This window comes from Marichromatium gracile, assembly GCF_004343155.1.
GTDB lineage: Bacteria > Pseudomonadota > Gammaproteobacteria > Chromatiales > Chromatiaceae > Marichromatium > Marichromatium gracile.
Genome location: NZ_SMDC01000015.1, coordinates 33,539 through 47,694, shown reverse-complemented (window position 1 = coordinate 47,694; position 14,156 = coordinate 33,539). Strand labels below are relative to the sequence as shown.

The 14,156-nt window shown below is 69.0% G+C and carries 13 protein-coding genes and 2 tRNA genes; 8 read left to right on the top strand and 7 right to left on the bottom strand.

Features of this window, described 5'->3' with window-relative positions:
• Window positions 1-8 precede the first annotated feature (8 nt).
• The 3 genes from cas3 to EDC29_RS15855 all read right to left on the bottom strand — a co-directional run bounded on the left by cas3 (window position 9) and on the right by EDC29_RS15855 (window position 3,184).
• Window positions 9-2,630 carry a CRISPR-associated helicase Cas3' gene (cas3, locus tag EDC29_RS15865; RefSeq protein ID WP_132230580.1) on the bottom strand — a complete coding sequence of 874 codons (2,622 nt, stop codon included), beginning with the start codon at window positions 2,628-2,630 and terminating at the stop codon, window positions 9-11.
• Between the two features lie 307 nt (window positions 2,631-2,937).
• Window positions 2,938-3,014, bottom strand: a tRNA-Arg gene (locus EDC29_RS15860).
• Between the two features lie 93 nt (window positions 3,015-3,107).
• A tRNA-Arg gene (locus EDC29_RS15855) sits at window positions 3,108-3,184 on the bottom strand.
• Window positions 3,185-3,440: 256 nt separating this feature from the next.
• On the opposite strand from EDC29_RS15855, the gene EDC29_RS15850 reads away from it, so the two are divergent.
• The 6 genes from EDC29_RS15850 to EDC29_RS15825 all read left to right on the top strand — a co-directional run bounded on the left by EDC29_RS15850 (window position 3,441) and on the right by EDC29_RS15825 (window position 7,611).
• Window positions 3,441-3,779 (top strand): hypothetical protein, encoded by a 339-nt coding sequence (locus EDC29_RS15850; RefSeq protein WP_123139706.1) that lies wholly within the window; start codon window positions 3,441-3,443, stop codon window positions 3,777-3,779.
• Window positions 3,779-4,612, top strand: coding sequence for a nucleoside triphosphate pyrophosphohydrolase (gene mazG / locus EDC29_RS15845; protein WP_132230579.1), 834 nt, complete (start codon window positions 3,779-3,781; stop codon window positions 4,610-4,612). Before EDC29_RS15850 ends, mazG begins: the two co-directional genes overlap by 1 nt.
• Before the next feature lie 46 nt (window positions 4,613-4,658).
• Window positions 4,659-5,516 carry a DUF4743 domain-containing protein gene (locus EDC29_RS15840; RefSeq protein ID WP_132230578.1) on the top strand — a complete coding sequence of 286 codons (858 nt, stop codon included), beginning with the start codon at window positions 4,659-4,661 and terminating at the stop codon, window positions 5,514-5,516.
• Between the two features lie 52 nt (window positions 5,517-5,568).
• On the top strand, window positions 5,569-6,801 hold the full coding sequence (gene ispG, locus EDC29_RS15835; protein WP_123139709.1) for a flavodoxin-dependent (E)-4-hydroxy-3-methylbut-2-enyl-diphosphate synthase: 1,233 nt from the start codon (window positions 5,569-5,571) through the stop codon (window positions 6,799-6,801).
• A gap of 54 nt (window positions 6,802-6,855) precedes the next feature.
• Window positions 6,856-7,350 carry a GlcG/HbpS family heme-binding protein gene (locus EDC29_RS15830; RefSeq protein WP_132230577.1) on the top strand — a complete coding sequence of 165 codons (495 nt, stop codon included), beginning with the start codon at window positions 6,856-6,858 and terminating at the stop codon, window positions 7,348-7,350.
• An 81-nt stretch (window positions 7,351-7,431) separates the two neighbouring features.
• Complete coding sequence (locus EDC29_RS15825) at window positions 7,432-7,611, top strand: hypothetical protein (RefSeq protein ID WP_005223509.1); 180 nt, start codon at window positions 7,432-7,434, stop codon at window positions 7,609-7,611.
• A gap of 4 nt (window positions 7,612-7,615) precedes the next feature.
• Here the strand turns inward: EDC29_RS15825 and arfB are convergent, their stop codons facing one another.
• Window positions 7,616-8,038 carry an alternative ribosome rescue aminoacyl-tRNA hydrolase ArfB gene (gene arfB / locus EDC29_RS15820; RefSeq protein WP_005223517.1) on the bottom strand — a complete coding sequence of 141 codons (423 nt, stop codon included), beginning with the start codon at window positions 8,036-8,038 and terminating at the stop codon, window positions 7,616-7,618.
• 186 nt (window positions 8,039-8,224) lie between these two features.
• Between arfB and EDC29_RS15815 the strand changes: the two genes are divergently transcribed.
• Entirely contained in the window at window positions 8,225-8,692 is a 468-nt protein-coding gene (locus EDC29_RS15815) for a universal stress protein (RefSeq protein ID WP_123139712.1), read from the top strand.
• 42 nt (window positions 8,693-8,734) lie between these two features.
• On the opposite strand, the gene EDC29_RS15810 is transcribed toward EDC29_RS15815, so the two are convergent.
• The 3 genes from EDC29_RS15810 to EDC29_RS15800 all read right to left on the bottom strand — a co-directional run bounded on the left by EDC29_RS15810 (window position 8,735) and on the right by EDC29_RS15800 (window position 13,171).
• Window positions 8,735-11,575: a DUF349 domain-containing protein gene (locus tag EDC29_RS15810; protein WP_132230576.1), complete on the bottom strand. Its 2,841-nt coding sequence runs from the start codon at window positions 11,573-11,575 to the stop codon at window positions 8,735-8,737.
• 265 nt (window positions 11,576-11,840) lie between these two features.
• Window positions 11,841-12,479 (bottom strand): MBL fold metallo-hydrolase, encoded by a 639-nt coding sequence (locus EDC29_RS15805; protein ID WP_123139714.1) that lies wholly within the window; start codon window positions 12,477-12,479, stop codon window positions 11,841-11,843.
• A gap of 182 nt (window positions 12,480-12,661) precedes the next feature.
• On the bottom strand, window positions 12,662-13,171 hold the full coding sequence (locus tag EDC29_RS15800) for an OmpH/Skp family outer membrane protein (protein WP_123139715.1): 510 nt from the start codon (window positions 13,169-13,171) through the stop codon (window positions 12,662-12,664).
• A gap of 415 nt (window positions 13,172-13,586) precedes the next feature.
• Between EDC29_RS15800 and EDC29_RS15795 the strand changes: the two genes are divergently transcribed.
• The gene (locus EDC29_RS15795; protein ID WP_123142990.1) at window positions 13,587-14,123 is read left to right on the top strand and encodes a DUF2058 domain-containing protein; all 537 of its coding nucleotides are present in this window, start codon (window positions 13,587-13,589) and stop codon (window positions 14,121-14,123) included.
• The last annotated feature ends 33 nt before the right edge of the window (window positions 14,124-14,156 follow it).

The window sequence follows — 14,156 nt, the reverse complement described above, 5'->3', positions numbered from 1 at the left end:
CTTGGTGGTCAGCCGTCGAGCTTCTCCAATCCGAGACGGCTATAGCGAAAGCGAGCGTTCTCCAGACTGAACAAAATCGTCCCGTCATGGATCTCGACCGAAGACGGTTCGGCATCGGGATCGATGCCCTTCGCCAGGAAATGCCGAACCGGCAATTGTCTCAGCGGTTGGCCGAAGGGGCCGATCGGGGCGGGATCGAAAATGAGCAGGCGGTCGCGCAGTCCCAATCGGGTCGCAATGTCGAGATCGGTTGGAAACTCTTGTTGCTCGTCGAAGGGCTTGTCGATCTCCAGCCCATGCAGGTGGGCGATGGATCGCTCGGCACCTGTTCTTCCTTCAATCGTTCGGCCAAGCTGCTGCCAGTGCTCGCCCAAGGATTCGATCGCTTGCAACGGCTCAGGGTGCGTGGCTGCCTCGACCAGCTCCCGGTTGTCCTCGGGAATGGTGATTCTGGGCCTGCTCTGGATCAGGTGGCGCGTAGCCTCGACCGTGCGTAGGTCCGGGTAGATGCCGTCACCGTCACGAAATGGCCCAAGGCCATGTTGGGATTTGGTCAACAGCGGTGTGAGGTCATAGTGCGGTGGCGTCAGGACTAGGGCTTGCGGGGCTTGGTAGGCTGCTGGGCGTTTACCTTTCGGGCGCGAATGCCGATGCAGACGGCCGATGCGCTGCAAGAGCACGTCCATTGGACAGAGGTCGGTGATGAGCAAGTCGGCATCCAGGTCCAGGCTTTGCTCAAGCGTCTGGGTGCCCACGACGACCCGGGGGCCAGAAGAGCGGTGCTTACCGAGCTGCGCCTGAATGGCTGCATCCAGTAAGGGGCGATCCTCGCGACTGAAGCGGCTGTGGTGGAGGGTGGCATGGCCGTTCACGGTAAACAGCCAGTCTGCTTCGGGCGTCTGTTGTTCCAAGGCTTGGAAGACGGCGAGTGCGGCTGGAACGGTATTGCGGACGACCAGCACCTTGGCCCCTAGCGAGGCAGCCTCCAGGGCTAAGCGGGCAATGGCGTCGGGATCATCGATGCAATCATTCAGGCACCAGTCGACAGTTTTGGGGCGGCTGGTCGAATCGAGCTGGCGCACACCGGCTCGGTCGGAGATCGCCGGATAGCACGTCTTGCAGGCTGCTTCAAACACGGGCAGCGAAATTCCGACATCTTGCCCGATGCTGAGATAGCGCGCTCGCGCGTTAGCGCCCAGGGTCGCGGAGAGTAGCAGCGCCTGACCGCCACAGCCGAGATGAGCCTGGAGCAGTCGCTCTAAGAGAGCGGTCATGTAGGGGTCGGATGCATGAACCTCATCGATGACTAACAGACTGCGGGCAAGCAGAGCATGGCGTAGATGAGCATGGCGGACCTGTAAGGCACCGAACAGGGCCTGATCGATGGTGCCAACAGCGATGGGGGCGGCCAGATAACGCTTGGGCGACTCGGCGGCCCAGCGACGGTGCGCCTGTGCATCAGTCGGGTGATCGGGCCACAGCACCTTGAAATCAGGCAGTGCCCTTGGCTCCTGCCCATCGGCGCCGGCGTAGCCCGGTAGTGCCCGCACCGTGACAGGGGCATCAGTTGGCCAAAGCCAGATGACAGCTGCCCGAACGCGTTCGTAAACCTGACTGGCGGACACGCGCGTTGGCAACGCGAAGTACAGACTGTCGACCTCGCCATGTAGGAAGAGGTGCACAAAGCGCCATAGTGCTGCTTCGGTCTTGCCGCTTCCGGTCTCGGATTCCAAAATGACCAGAGGCCCGAGCGCCGAGTCCGCCATCGCCGTCTGAATCGGGTAAGGAGCATTGCCACCGAAGATCGATGCGAATCCAGGTGGCTCTGCCGCGAGCGCCGTTTGCCAAGGGGTTGCGTCCAGGCCCAAAGCAGCGATCGCACGTGCCGCAAAGTTCAGCGCATCGTGCGCGCGATCCCCAATCCCATTAGACAGGGGAAAGAAGGAAGTGTCCGACCCTAGCCAGTCGGCCAGTTGCACCAAGCCAGCGAACAGATGAGCGAACGCCGAGGCATCGGGGAGTGGGTCGCCATCTGTGACGAAGGCATCCGGATAGAGCGCGATCGCACATCGCCCGATCTCGGCAAGCACCGGGGCGGGGTCGTAGAGGGCTCGACCGTCGGTAGCGATGACGGGTTTCCAGTTGGAGCGCTGCCAGTCGTTAGGTTTGGGGGCCGGGAGCGGGCGACCGTGATGGCTGACGGAGGCCCAAAACAGCGACGGAACCGCCTCGCCCCAACCATAGAGACTCTCGAGCGGCAATTGCTCGCGCAGTGGTTCGAGAAAACTATCCTCTCGGAACAGGTCAAGCGCTTCGCGACCGTGCCCGGCATGATTCGGCCAGCCTTTTGGTACCTGTTCTGCTGGCCAGCGTTTCGCCTGGAAGCCGCTGTTGGCCTTCCCCAAGTCGTGCAAAAAGACCATGACCGAGAGGCGAGCCAGATCGCGCTCTGTAAGCGGCCGACTGGCTGCGTGCTCCATGGCTCTTCTGATCGAACGGCATCGACACAAGCGGCTGAAGCAAGCCGCGACATCGGTCAAATGGTCCGTAAGCGCATGCCAAGCTATGACGTTATGATCGGCGTCGTGCTCGAGTTTGCCGAACGCGGACCGTTGATCGAGCAGTTCCATTGAGAATATCCTTCTTCATGCAATCGATAGAAACCAACGGTTCTTCGAGTACGCTTTACGGCAGGATATTACTTTACTGACATCTTCTCCAAGTCCTGCGGTGGTGCCGCTTATTATGTGGAGGCTTGCAAAGGGGAGCACAGGAGATTCTTGCATTGTATTGCGTTGTTGCTCGGCAGGGATATCCAGTCCGTTTTGCAGAGCAAGTCGATATTGGTGTCGACTCTGTACGCAACTAAAAACAAGCTTTTTGATGCCAGAAACGAAAAACGGCCAGTCGATTGCTCGACTGGCCGTTGATCTTGTATGGCGCGCCCGGAAGGATTCGAACCTCCGACCACCTGGTTCGTAGCCAGGTACTCTATCCAACTGAGCTACGGGCGCATCGTGTTCCAGCGATTGCGGCGCGAGGCCGAGGGCTCGGTGGGGCCCTGATGAAAACGCCTCAGACAATGATGATCTGAGGCGATCTCTGTATGGCGCGCCCGGAAGGATTCGAACCTCCGACCACCTGGTTCGTAGCCAGGTACTCTATCCAACTGAGCTACGGGCGCATGAATTTTGCTCCATCCCTGGAGGCTCTATCCAGCCTCGCATGCCTGCGGACTGATTGAGCGGCTTCAGTGGAGTCGTTGCCGACATCGAACACCGAAGAGGCGACAATTATTCCGGCCTTTGTCCGTGCTGTCAACCCCTGATCGCGATCCGTTTCGTCGATGGACCCTCGCGCGGCCGATCCGCTACCATCGGACGCGGTGGCGCCGTGCCGTGTCGCGCCGTTGTGAACCAGGTCTGACAGGGGGAGAAGGGATGCGTCTGATCATCATCGCCATCGTCTCCGGCTGGGTGCTGGTCGCGCTGGCGCTGGCCGTGCGGGTGCGCGCCTGCGATCTCGAGGCGCGACTGAGCGCGGCCTATTTCGTGCTCTGGCCGGTGGCGGCGGTGTCGCTGCTGCTGCAGGCGCCGGTGCCGGGCGTGATCGCGCTGCCGGCCACACTTGGCTTTCTGCCCTGGTTCCTCTCCGGCCCGCATCTCTGGGCGCGACTGCGCCGTGGCGTGCCGGCCGCGCCCGGCGCCTTCATCGGCATCGCCTTCCGGGTGTGGGGCTGGGGCATCCTGCTCTCCATGCTGCTCGGGTTGTTCTTCTGATGTCTTCCTCCGATTCCGCTCCCGTGGCGCCGCGACGCTACGATCTCGACGACCTGCTCGCGATCATGGCGCGGCTGCGTGACCCCCAGTCGGGTTGCCCCTGGGATCTCGCCCAGACCTTCGCCACCATCCTGCCCTTCACCCTGGAGGAGGCCTACGAGGTCGCCGATGCGATCGAGCGCGACGACATGCCGGAGTTGCGCGACGAGCTCGGCGACCTGCTGCTGCAGGTGGTCTTCCACGCCCGCATGGCCGAGGAACGCGGCAGCTTCGCCTTCGCCGAGGTGGTGCAGGCGATCTGCGAGAAGCTGGTGCGGCGTCATCCGCACGTCTTCGCCGACACCGCGCTCGACGACGGCGCGGCGGTGCGCGAGCACTGGGAGCGGGTGAAGGCCGCCGAGCGCGCGCACAAGGGCGCGGGCGCCACGCCGCCCGGGGCGCTCGACGGCGTGGCGCGGGCGCTGCCGGCGCTGCTGCGCGCCGAGAAGCTGCAACGGCGCGCGGCGCGGGTCGGCTTCGACTGGGACGACGCTGCTGGCGTCTTCGCCAAGGTCGAGGAGGAGCTGGCGGAGTGTCGCGAGACCCTGGCGCGCCCGGCGGGCGCGCCCGAGCGGGTGCACGAGGTCGGCGACCTGCTGTTCTCCTGCGTCAACCTCGCCCGTCATCTCGGCGTCGACGCCGAGCAGGCGCTGCGCGAGGCCGGGCAGCGCTTCGAGCGGCGCTTCGGCGCGGTCGAGTCGCGGTTGCGCGAGGCCGGGCGGGCGCCCGCCGCCGAGCTGCGCGACGAGATGGAGCGGCTGTGGGGCGAGGTCAAGCGGGAGGAGCGGGATTGAATCATCACATGGCGCGCCGCCGGGCGCGCGCGACGGAGACCGATTGATGGGGCTGTACGACAAGATCCTCGCCTGTAATCGCTGGGACCCGGAAGACTTCGTGCCCTGGCTGCTCGACGGGGTGCGAATCGGCACCCTGCGCCATGCCGCGGCGCGGGCGCTGACGCGCTGGCCGCGCTGGTTCCGCGTCGAGCCGCAGGCGGTGCACTGGATCAACGCGCCGCGCGACTTCGCGGCGCGCTCGGCGCTGCTCGCCGAGGTGGTCGAGACGCTGGTGGCGCAGGGCGAGATCCCCTATGCCCACGGCGAACTCTACCCGGTGACCCCGAACGGGCGCGATCGCGCCTGCTGCGTGGTCGACCGCGCAGCCGGTCCCTTCTTCGGCATCCGCGCCTTCGGCCAGCACCTCAACGGCTTCGTGCGCACCGCGCACGGGCTGGAGATGTGGGTGGGGCGGCGTGCCGCCGATCGCAGGCTCTATCCCAACCGGCTCGACAACCTCGTCGGCGGCGGCCTGCCGCACGGTCTGGGGGTGCGCGAGAACCTGCGCAAGGAGTGCGCCGAGGAGGCCGGGATGGCCGCGGCGCTGGCCGATCTGGCGGTGCCGGTCGGCGCGGTGGTCTACTGTCGCGACTCCGAGCGCGGGCTCAAGCCCGACGTCATGTACTGCTATGATCTCGAACTGCCCGAGGACTTCGTGCCCCGCTGCACCGACGGCGAGGTGCAGGCCTTCTATCGCATGCCGGTCGATGAGGTCGTGGAGATCGTGCGCGATAGCGACGAGTTCAAGCTCAATTGCAACCTCGTCGTCATCGATTTCCTGATTCGTCATGGCTTGATCGGTCCCGACGAGCCGGACTATCTTGCCCTCATCCAGGGGCTGCGCTCGCCCTTGCCCTGCTGAGCCGCCCAGCCCGGCGCTCATCACCCCATCCATTCCGCGGAATCAACAGCACATGAGCCCAGATCGATCCCCCATCCAGCGACGCGCCTGCGTCCCCGTGCGCGTCGGCCACCTCACCATCGGCGGCGGCGCCCCGGTCGTGATCCAGTCCATGACCAACACGGACACCGTCGACGTCGAGGCCACCGTGCGTCAGACCCTGGCGCTGGCGCGGGCGGGCTCGGAGATGGTGCGCATCACCGTCAACAACGAGGAGGCGGCGCGCGCGGTGCCGCGCATCCGCGAGGCGCTCGACGCCCAGGGTTGTGCGGTGCCGCTGGTCGGTGACTTCCACTTCAACGGCCATCGTCTGCTCAACGACCACCCGGCCTGTGCCGAGGCGCTGGGCAAGTACCGCATCAACCCCGGCAACGTCGGTCGCGGCGAGAAGAAGGACGCGCAGTACGCGAGCATGATCGAGACGGCCTGTCGCTACGACCGGCCGGTGCGCATCGGCGTCAACTGGGGCAGCCTCGACCAGGAGCTGCTGGCGCGGATGATGGACGAGAACAACCGCGCCGCCGCGCCCAAGGAGCCGCAGCAGCTGATGTACGAGGCGATGGTCGAGTCGGCCGTCTCCAGCGCCGATCGCGCCGTCGAGCTGGGGCTTGCCAAGGATCACATCATCCTCTCGTGCAAGATGAGCGGGGTGCAGGACCTGATCGCCGTCTATCGCATGCTCGGCGCACGCTGCGACTACGCCCTGCACCTCGGTCTGACCGAGGCGGGGATGGGCTCCAAGGGCATCGTCGCCTCGACCGCGGCGCTTGCGGTGCTGCTCCAGGAGGGCATCGGCGACACCATCCGCGTCTCCCTCACCCCGGCGCCGGGCGAGGCCCGCACCCGCGAGGTCGAGGTCGCGCAGGAGATCCTGCAGAGCATGGGGCTGCGTTCCTTCACCCCGATGGTCACCGCCTGTCCCGGCTGCGGTCGCACTACCAGCGACACCTTCCAGCACCTGGCGCAGGACATCCAGGCCTATCTGCGCGAGCGCATGCCCGAGTGGCGCGGCACCTACCCCGGGGTCGAGCAGATGCAGGTGGCGGTGATGGGCTGCGTGGTCAACGGCCCGGGCGAGAGCAAGCACGCCAACATCGGCATCAGCCTGCCGGGCAACGGCGAGCGCCCGGCCGCGCCGGTGTTCGTCGACGGCGAGAAGGTCGCCACCCTCAAGGGCGACGGCATCGCCGAGCAGTTCAAGCGCATGGTGGACGACTACATCGAGCGTCACTACCGCGCGCGCTGACCGGTCGCCGCCGCGGGGCGGCGGCGCACATCGAAGCAGACGGAGGAGCGAGTGATGCGCAAGCCGATCATCCCGGTCGCGATCGCGACCATGCTGACGCTGGCCGGTCCGCTGAGGGCCGAGGACCCCCTGGTGGTGCCGCTGCAGCGGCTGTCGCTGGCGGCGGCCGGCGCGGTGGCCGAGGGCGCGGTGGCCGAGTGTCGTGCGCGCGGCATCCAGGTCGCGGCGACCGTGGTCGATCGCGAAGGGACGGTGCAGGTGGTGCTGCGCGACACCATCGCCGCGCCCATCACCGTCGACATCAGCCGGATGAAGGCCTTCACTGCCGCTAACTTCAACGCCGCCACCTCGGCGCTGGCCGAGCGCGCCGAGAGCCCCGTCGGCCGGGTCGACGGGCTGGTGATGTCGCCCGGCGGGGTGCCGATCCACGCCGCCGGCTCGGCGCTGGTCGGCGCCGTCGGGGTGAGCGGTGCGCCCGACGGCGAGACCGACGAGGCCTGCGCGCGCGCCGGGCTGGCGGCGATCGCCGACGACCTGGACATGCTCTGACCCATCCCCGGCGCCGCAGCGGAGGCGTCGCCGGGCAGCTCATCACCGGCCCCGTCGGCCGGTCAGCCGAAGGAGACCGTCATGCGTCTGTTCGAGGCCGAACCCGCGCTGGTCGCGGATCTGCGCGGAGAGTGCGAGCTGGTGGAGACGCGCACCCGCGCCGGGGTCGAGGTACTCACCCTGCGTCATCCCACCCTGGGGCGTCTGGTGCTGGTGATCACGCCCGAGGGCGGCGGCATCGTCGCCGAGTTCGGCGACTGAGCGATCAGTCCTCGCCGGGGCGTACGCGGCGCAGTTGCTTGTCGCGACCGCGCTTGCGCTTGGCCTCGAGCCGGCGCCGCTGCGAGCCCTTGGTCGGACGGGTGGCGATGCGCGGGCGGGGGCGGGCGGTGGCCTCGCGGATCAGCGCCGCGAGGCGCTCGCGCGCGTCGGCGCGGTTGCGCTCGCGGGTGCGGTGGCGGTGCGCCTCGATGCGCACCACCCCGGACTGGTCGATGCGTCGGTCGTTGCGCAGCAGCAGCCGGGCGCGTACCGCCTCGGGCAGCGACGGGCTGGTGGCGATGTCGAAACTGAGCTGGACGGCGGTCTCGACCTTGTTGACGTTCTGGCCGCCGGGGCCGGGGGCGCGGATGAAGCGCTCCTGGAGTTCGGACTCGGCGATACGGATCTGCGGGGTGATCTCGAGCATGGCGGGGCTGTCGGAGGACGCGCGGCGACCGGGCAACCGCGGTGTCGATGATGGGGATATCTGCCGATCCCGGTGGCGATGGTCGATAATCGGCATGTCCCTGGAGTGCAGGGGCGGGTGGGCAGTCTAGCGATGCCGAGGGTGTCGCCGCAAGGTCCGCCCTGGTCAAGTCCAGCGAGGTGTGTGATGGACACAGAGGATTATGGGCACTTGCTGCTCGCCACCGATTTCGAACCCGAGAGCGAGCCGGTGGTGGCGCGCGCGGTGCGGCTGCGGGCGCTGTTCGGGGCACGGTTGACGTTGCTGCACGTGGTCGAATACGTGCCGCCGTCGATGGACTACATGCCGGTGGGCTATTCGGGCGATCCGCTGATCGGCGGCGAGGCCGGGCTCGAGGCCGAGTTGTTGCGGGTGGCCGAGCAGGAGATGGCCGCGCTCGGCGAGCGTCTCGGCGTGCCCGCCGCCGATCGTCTGGTGCGCGTCGGCGCCACCGGTCAGGTGATCGACGAGGTCGCAGCCGAACTCGGCGTCGGGCTGGTGGTGATCGGCAGTCACGGTCGTCACGGTCTGCTCGGGCTGTTCGGCGCCACCGCCCGGCAGGTGTTGCGCAACCCCGACTGCGACGTGCTCTGCGTCAAGCTCGGCCAGGATTGAGCGCGACACGGGGCGCGCGCGCCCCGTGTCGCCCGACCCCGCTCAGGCCGGTGTGCCGGTATCGCGCGCGGGCTCCGGGGTGAGCGCCGCGACCACCCGGGCGAAGCGCGTCTCGAGCGCGGCGTCGGCCGGTGCCGGCGCGCTCAGGTACCAGTCGCGCAGCAGCTCGGTGGTGCCGCCGAGCGGGTCGCTCTCGCCATCGCCCATGCGTTCGGCGAGCCGCGCCACCTGATACGCCAGACGCTGCTGACTATACGCCGGCGGTGAGTCGATGCCGGTGAGGATCTCGAGCTGGAGACAGAGCTGCCGGCGCTGCTCGCCGTGCGCATCCAGCTCCGCGGCGAGCGTCTGCGCCGTCGCGGCATCGGCGAGCGCCTCGCAGGCCCGGCGCAGGCGCGCGTCCATCGCCGCCTGCAGCGCCTGATCGTGCAGCGCGCCGAGCGCGCTCCATTCCGCCTCGATCGCGGCGCGCTCGAGCCCCTGTCCATGCTCGGCGATCGCCGCCTGCTCGATTCGGGCGCACAGCGCCTCCTGGCGCTCGAGCAGCGCGATGCTCCGGCCCCGCTCCCGCTCGCGCGCGTGCTGTCGTGCCTGCACCAGCCGCTCGCGCGCCGCCTGCCAGCGTGCCTTGAGCGCACCGGCCGCCTGACGCGGCACCGCCAGTGACTGCAGTTCGCGCCAGCGCGCGTCGAACTCGCCCAGCCGGGCCTCGAGTCGCTCCGGCGTGGTCTCGTCCGCGGCGCTCCGCTCGGCCTCGGCGCAGAGTGCCTCGCGCCGGGCGAGGTTGTCCTCCAGCTCGGCGAACTGGGCCTTCTGCAGCGCCGCGCGCCGGGCGAACACGGCGTCGCAGGCGGCGCGGAACTCGCGCCAGATGCGGTTCTCATCCTTCTGACGCGCCGCGACCGTGGTGTGCCAGTCGCGTTGCAGCGCCTTGGTGCGCTCGAGTGCCTCTTCGAGCGGCTCGTGCTCGACCAGCGTCTCGACCTCGGCGATCAGCGCGCGCTTGAAGGCGAAGTTACGCTTGCGCTCGCCCTCGAGCCGCCGCTCCAGACGCTTGAGCGCGCGGTGGAAGCGGCGCTCCAGGACGTGGCGGTGACGGGCCTCGACCGGGCCGATCGCCGCCCAGGCGCGACGGGTGTCGGCGCGCGTCTGCACCACCTGTTTCCAGTCCGCCTGCTCCCAGTCGACACCCTCGATGAAGGCCTCGAGCTGGTCGCAGAGCCGTTCGCAGGCGGCGCGGTTGGCCGCGCGCTCGGCCACCTGGGCCTCGAGATGGGGGCGGCAGCGCTCGCGGATGCGGGTCGCGGTCTCCTGGAAGCGGGCGCGCAGCGTCTCGTCGGCGCGCGCCCCGGAGCGGTCGAGTTCCTTCCAGCGCTGTTGCAGCGACTGCAGCTGCTCGGCGGCCTGTTCGAGCGCCGGCGCCTCGGCCTCGAGCGCGGCGATCTCGGTGCACAGCGCCTCGCGGTGCTGGTCGGCGCTCCAGCGGCGCCACTGCTGCAGCTCGCGCAGCTGGGGGGCGAGCTGACGCAACCGCTCGGCGGCACGGACGCTGTCGGCGTTGGCGCAGCCGCTGGTCTCGACCAGTTCGAGCCCGGCCTGCAGGCTCTGGAAGAGGGCGTCGGCCTTGCGCAGCTCGCCGGCCTCGAGGCGCTGTTCGAGTTCGGCGAGCCTGCCGCCGAGCTGGTCGCGTCGCTGCTCGGCGTTGCGCCGCTGGGTGCGGATGCGTGTGGCGAGCCGGTCGACGAGCGTGCCGCATGCGGCCGTCGCCGGGTCGCCGTCGAGGGTTGCGCAGCAGTCGCGGGCGCGCTGGAGCAATCGCTCGGCGCGGTGGCAGGCCAGCGGCTTGGGGCTGTCGAGCAGTTCGCCGATGCGCGTCTGGTGCTCGGCGAGCTGGGCGCGTGCCTGCGCCTGTGTGCGCTCGCGGCTGTGGTGATCGGCGATGCGGCTGGCGAGTGCGCGGCGGCGGGCATCGAGCGGCGCCTGCTCGGGGGCGGGCAGGGCGGCGAGCGCCCCCCATTCGTGCTCGATCCGGGCCAGTTCGGCGGCGTCCGGGGTGGCGGCCTCGGCGAGGGTCTCGAGCCGGGCGAGCAGCGTCTGATAGGTCGCGGCGCGCGCGGTCTGGTCCTGCTGCTCGGCCTGCTCCCTGGCCGCTGCCGAGCTGGCCGTCTCGAAGGCCGCGATGAAGCGCTCGCGCGCCTGTTGGTAGCGGGAGCGCAGCTCGGGTTCGGCGCGCGCCTCGAGTTCGGCCCACTGCTGGTCGAGATGGTCGAGCAGCGCGCGGTCCTGGGTCCAGTTGCCGAGCCGACCGAGTCGCTCGGCGCGTTCGCACAGCCCGCTGCACTGCTCGCGGATGCGCTGCGGCTCGGCCTCGCGCTCGGCGATCAGGCGCAGTTTCTCGCGGGCGCGCCGGTGGACGACCTTGTCGCGCTTGCCGATCTCGCGCACCACGCGTTCGAGCGCCTCGCGCCTCTCCAGTCGCTCGATCGCGGCGCGGCGGTTGGCCGCCACCGGATCCTCGAGGGCGCACTCGGCGAGTGCCTCGGCGGCGTCGAGTCGGGCGATGAGCGACAGCCGCAGCGCCGGATCCGGGCAGCGGCGAGCAAGGCTGGCGAGTGCCTCGGGGGCGGTGATCGTCGCGAGGCGCGATTCGCGCTCGGTGGCCGGCTGGAGGCGGGCGAGCAGTTCGCCGTAACGGGTCGCGGCGGCGTCGCGCTCGTTCGCCGCCGTCGCGTTGACGAGGGTTGCGGCGAGGCGGTCGAGGTCGCCTGGCTCGACCGGCGGTGGCGGCGTCTCGGCCGGTTCACGCGCGACGGATGCCGGTGGCGTCCTCGGGTGTGCGGTTGCGTCGGTCTTGCGCCGCTTGAGAAAGCGTTTGAGTAACATCTCGTTCCCACCCAGGTTTGCGCTCGAGCCTGCGCGGCGCGCGACGTTGCCGCGCCCGTGGCTGAAGGTGTCAATGACGGAGCCGTCGCGAGGGTTCGGACGGCTCCGAGTCGATCGGTTCTTCCGGGGCGCGCCGTCTCGTCGACGGCGCGCCCCGGGCCGGGCGTCCGGCCGCGGCGGCGGGCGTCTCCCCGCCCGCGCCGTCGCTCGTGGCCGGCGCCGCCCTAGTGTAACCGAGCGCGACGGCGACGGCCCGTGGTGGTGTTCAGGCGGGGTCGCGAACGAAGGGGTTGGTGCGTCGCTCGCGACCGAGCGTCGACATCGGGCCGTGCCCGGGGATGAAGGCGATCTCGTCGCCGAGCGGGAACAGTCGCTCGCGGATCGAGGCGATCAGCTGGGCGTGATCCCCGCGGGGGAAGTCGGTGCGACCGATCGAGCCGCGGAAGAGCACGTCGCCGAGCTGGATCAGACCGCTCGCGCGGTTGAGATAGGCGATGTGTCCCGGGGTGTGTCCCGGGGTGTGGATCACCTCCAGGGTCTGTTCGCCGAGGGCGATGGTCTCGCCGTCGGTGAGCCAGCGCTGCGGGGTGAAGGGCTCGATCGGCGGGAAGCCGAACAGCTCGCACTGGTGCTCCAGGGTCTCGATCAGAAAGGCGTCGTCGCGGTGCGGACCGAGGATCGGCACCCCGAGCCGCGCGGCGAGCGGGGCGCTGGCGCCGACGTGATCGAGATGGCCGTGGGTGAGCAGCAGGTACTCGGGGATGAGTTCGAGCTGCTCGATCAGGGTGGCGATGACCTCGGGCTCGCCGCCGGGATCGATGACCGCCGCACGTCGGGTCTGGTCGCACCACACCAGGGTGCAGTTCTGCTGGAAGGGGGTGACGGGCTGGATCTGGTAGTGCACTGGGCTGTCGTCGGGCTGATGGATCTTGCGCGCGGATGCTCGCAGTCCTCTGCCCAAGTGTCCAGCCCGGCGTGTCCGGGAGCAGTCGTGCAGCTGCGCGTCGAGCTGGTCTCTGTGGCTGATCGAGATGGTGGCCCCATGTGGCGGCGTGGAGACCGGCCGCGCGCGGCCGGTCGCCGGGGTCAGTCGTCGTCGAGACGCTCGATCACCGCCTCGGTGATGTCGAGTCCCTCGTCGATGTAGAGCAGGCCGTTCTGGCCGCGCTCGACGACCATGTCGAGCCCGCGCTTCTCGGCGATGGCGTTGACCACCTCGCGCGCCGGGACGACGATCTCGCGGCCTTTTTCCTGCTGGGCCTTCATCAGCTCGCGTTGCAGTTGCGCGGCCTCCTTCTGGTAGGCGGCGATGCGCTCCTTGAGCTCGGCGCGCTGCTTGTCGACCTGTGCCTCGCTCATCAGCGGGGCGTCGCGCTCGAGCGATTGCTGCATCTGCATCAGCGTCTGCTCCTCCTCGGCCAGGGCGCGTCCGCGCGGCTCGAAGTCCTTGCGCAGCTGCTCCTGCACCTGCTGACCGATGCGGCTCTCCTCGAGCACCTTCTGCATGTCGACATAGCCGACGCTCGGGCCCGCGAGGGCGGGCAGGGGCAGGGCGAGGGCGAGCAGCAGGGCTGTGGTCTGAAGCGGACGACTCATGTGTGGACTCCGGGATGGTCTCGGGTATCTGGTGGTCCGGCACGGATGGCGGTCGGTGCCGGCGGTTCGGGCCTCTGGCCCCGGCGGGATTCTAAGCCAGGGCGCCGGATCGCGTCACAGTGGCGTGCGCCTGGCCGGTGGTCGCGACCCTGGCGAAAATCACCACGGAAAGCGACAATATACGGAACTTCACCGCCGTTGCGTCCTCAATCGCCTGTGCCGCCGTGAGCGGTGGCGGGCTCGGGGTCGTCGGGCTCGATGGTGACAGGCATGGGGCGGGAAGGTGTCGACGCGCCTCGTTCGTCGTCGCGGTCCAGGCCTCCGGGCGCGACCGGATCCGGTCGCCGACCGACCCCTTTCGATATAGACAGACCGCGTCCGGCAGGCGCGGCCAGCTTTTCCGGAGATCCGCAACGTGGGCAACTCGCTCCAGGACCAACTGCTCAAGGCGGGCTTGGTCAACGAACAGAAAGTCAAGCAGGCACGCTCGGCCAAGCGCAAGAAGGTCAAGCAGAATCCCAAGGGCGGGGCCGGTGACGAGGCCGCGCGCCAGGCCGCCGAGCGTGCGCGCCGCGAGAAACTCGAGCGCGATCGCGCGCTCAACCGCCAGCGCCAGGAGGAGGCCGCGCGGCGCGCGGCCGAGAACGAGATCCGCCAGCTCATCCACAGCAACCGGGTGGTGCGCGAGCGTGGTGACGTCGCCTACAACTTCACCGACGGCAGCAAGCTCAAGCGGATCTATGTCAACAAGGCACAGCACGCCAAGCTGGTCGCGGGTCGGCTCGCGGTGGTGCGTCAGGACGACTTCTACGAGCTGGTGCCGGCGGAGATCGCCGAGCGCCTGCTCGAGCGCGACGCGCGTCTGGTACTGGTGCTCAACCGCCCCGAGGAGACGCCCGACGCCGACGACCCCTACGCCGAGTTCCAGGTGCCCGACGACCTGATGTGGTGAGGCGGTCGCGCTGCCCATGTCCCTGTTACCGAT

Bases quoted from the DNA above. Each gene is read 5' to 3' on its own strand.
- mazG (WP_132230579.1), top strand. From the start codon at position 3,779: ATGTCTTCCTCCGATTCCGCTCCCGTGGCGCCGCGACGCTACGATCTC.
- EDC29_RS15800 (WP_123139715.1), bottom strand. From the start codon at position 13,171: ATGAGTCGTCCGCTTCAGACCACAGCCCTGCTGCTCGCCCTCGCCCTG.
- EDC29_RS15825 (WP_005223509.1), top strand. From the start codon at position 7,432: ATGCGTCTGTTCGAGGCCGAACCCGCGCTGGTCGCGGATCTGCGCGGA.
- EDC29_RS15815 (WP_123139712.1), top strand. From the start codon at position 8,225: ATGGACACAGAGGATTATGGGCACTTGCTGCTCGCCACCGATTTCGAA.
- EDC29_RS15810 (WP_132230576.1), bottom strand. From the start codon at position 11,575: ATGTTACTCAAACGCTTTCTCAAGCGGCGCAAGACCGACGCAACCGCA.
- cas3 (WP_132230580.1), bottom strand. From the start codon at position 2,630: ATGGAACTGCTCGATCAACGGTCCGCGTTCGGCAAACTCGAGCACGAC.
- ispG (WP_123139709.1), top strand. From the start codon at position 5,569: ATGAGCCCAGATCGATCCCCCATCCAGCGACGCGCCTGCGTCCCCGTG.
- EDC29_RS15850 (WP_123139706.1), top strand. From the start codon at position 3,441: ATGCGTCTGATCATCATCGCCATCGTCTCCGGCTGGGTGCTGGTCGCG.
- EDC29_RS15840 (WP_132230578.1), top strand. From the start codon at position 4,659: ATGGGGCTGTACGACAAGATCCTCGCCTGTAATCGCTGGGACCCGGAA.
- arfB (WP_005223517.1), bottom strand. From the start codon at position 8,038: ATGCTCGAGATCACCCCGCAGATCCGTATCGCCGAGTCCGAACTCCAG.
- EDC29_RS15830 (WP_132230577.1), top strand. From the start codon at position 6,856: ATGCGCAAGCCGATCATCCCGGTCGCGATCGCGACCATGCTGACGCTG.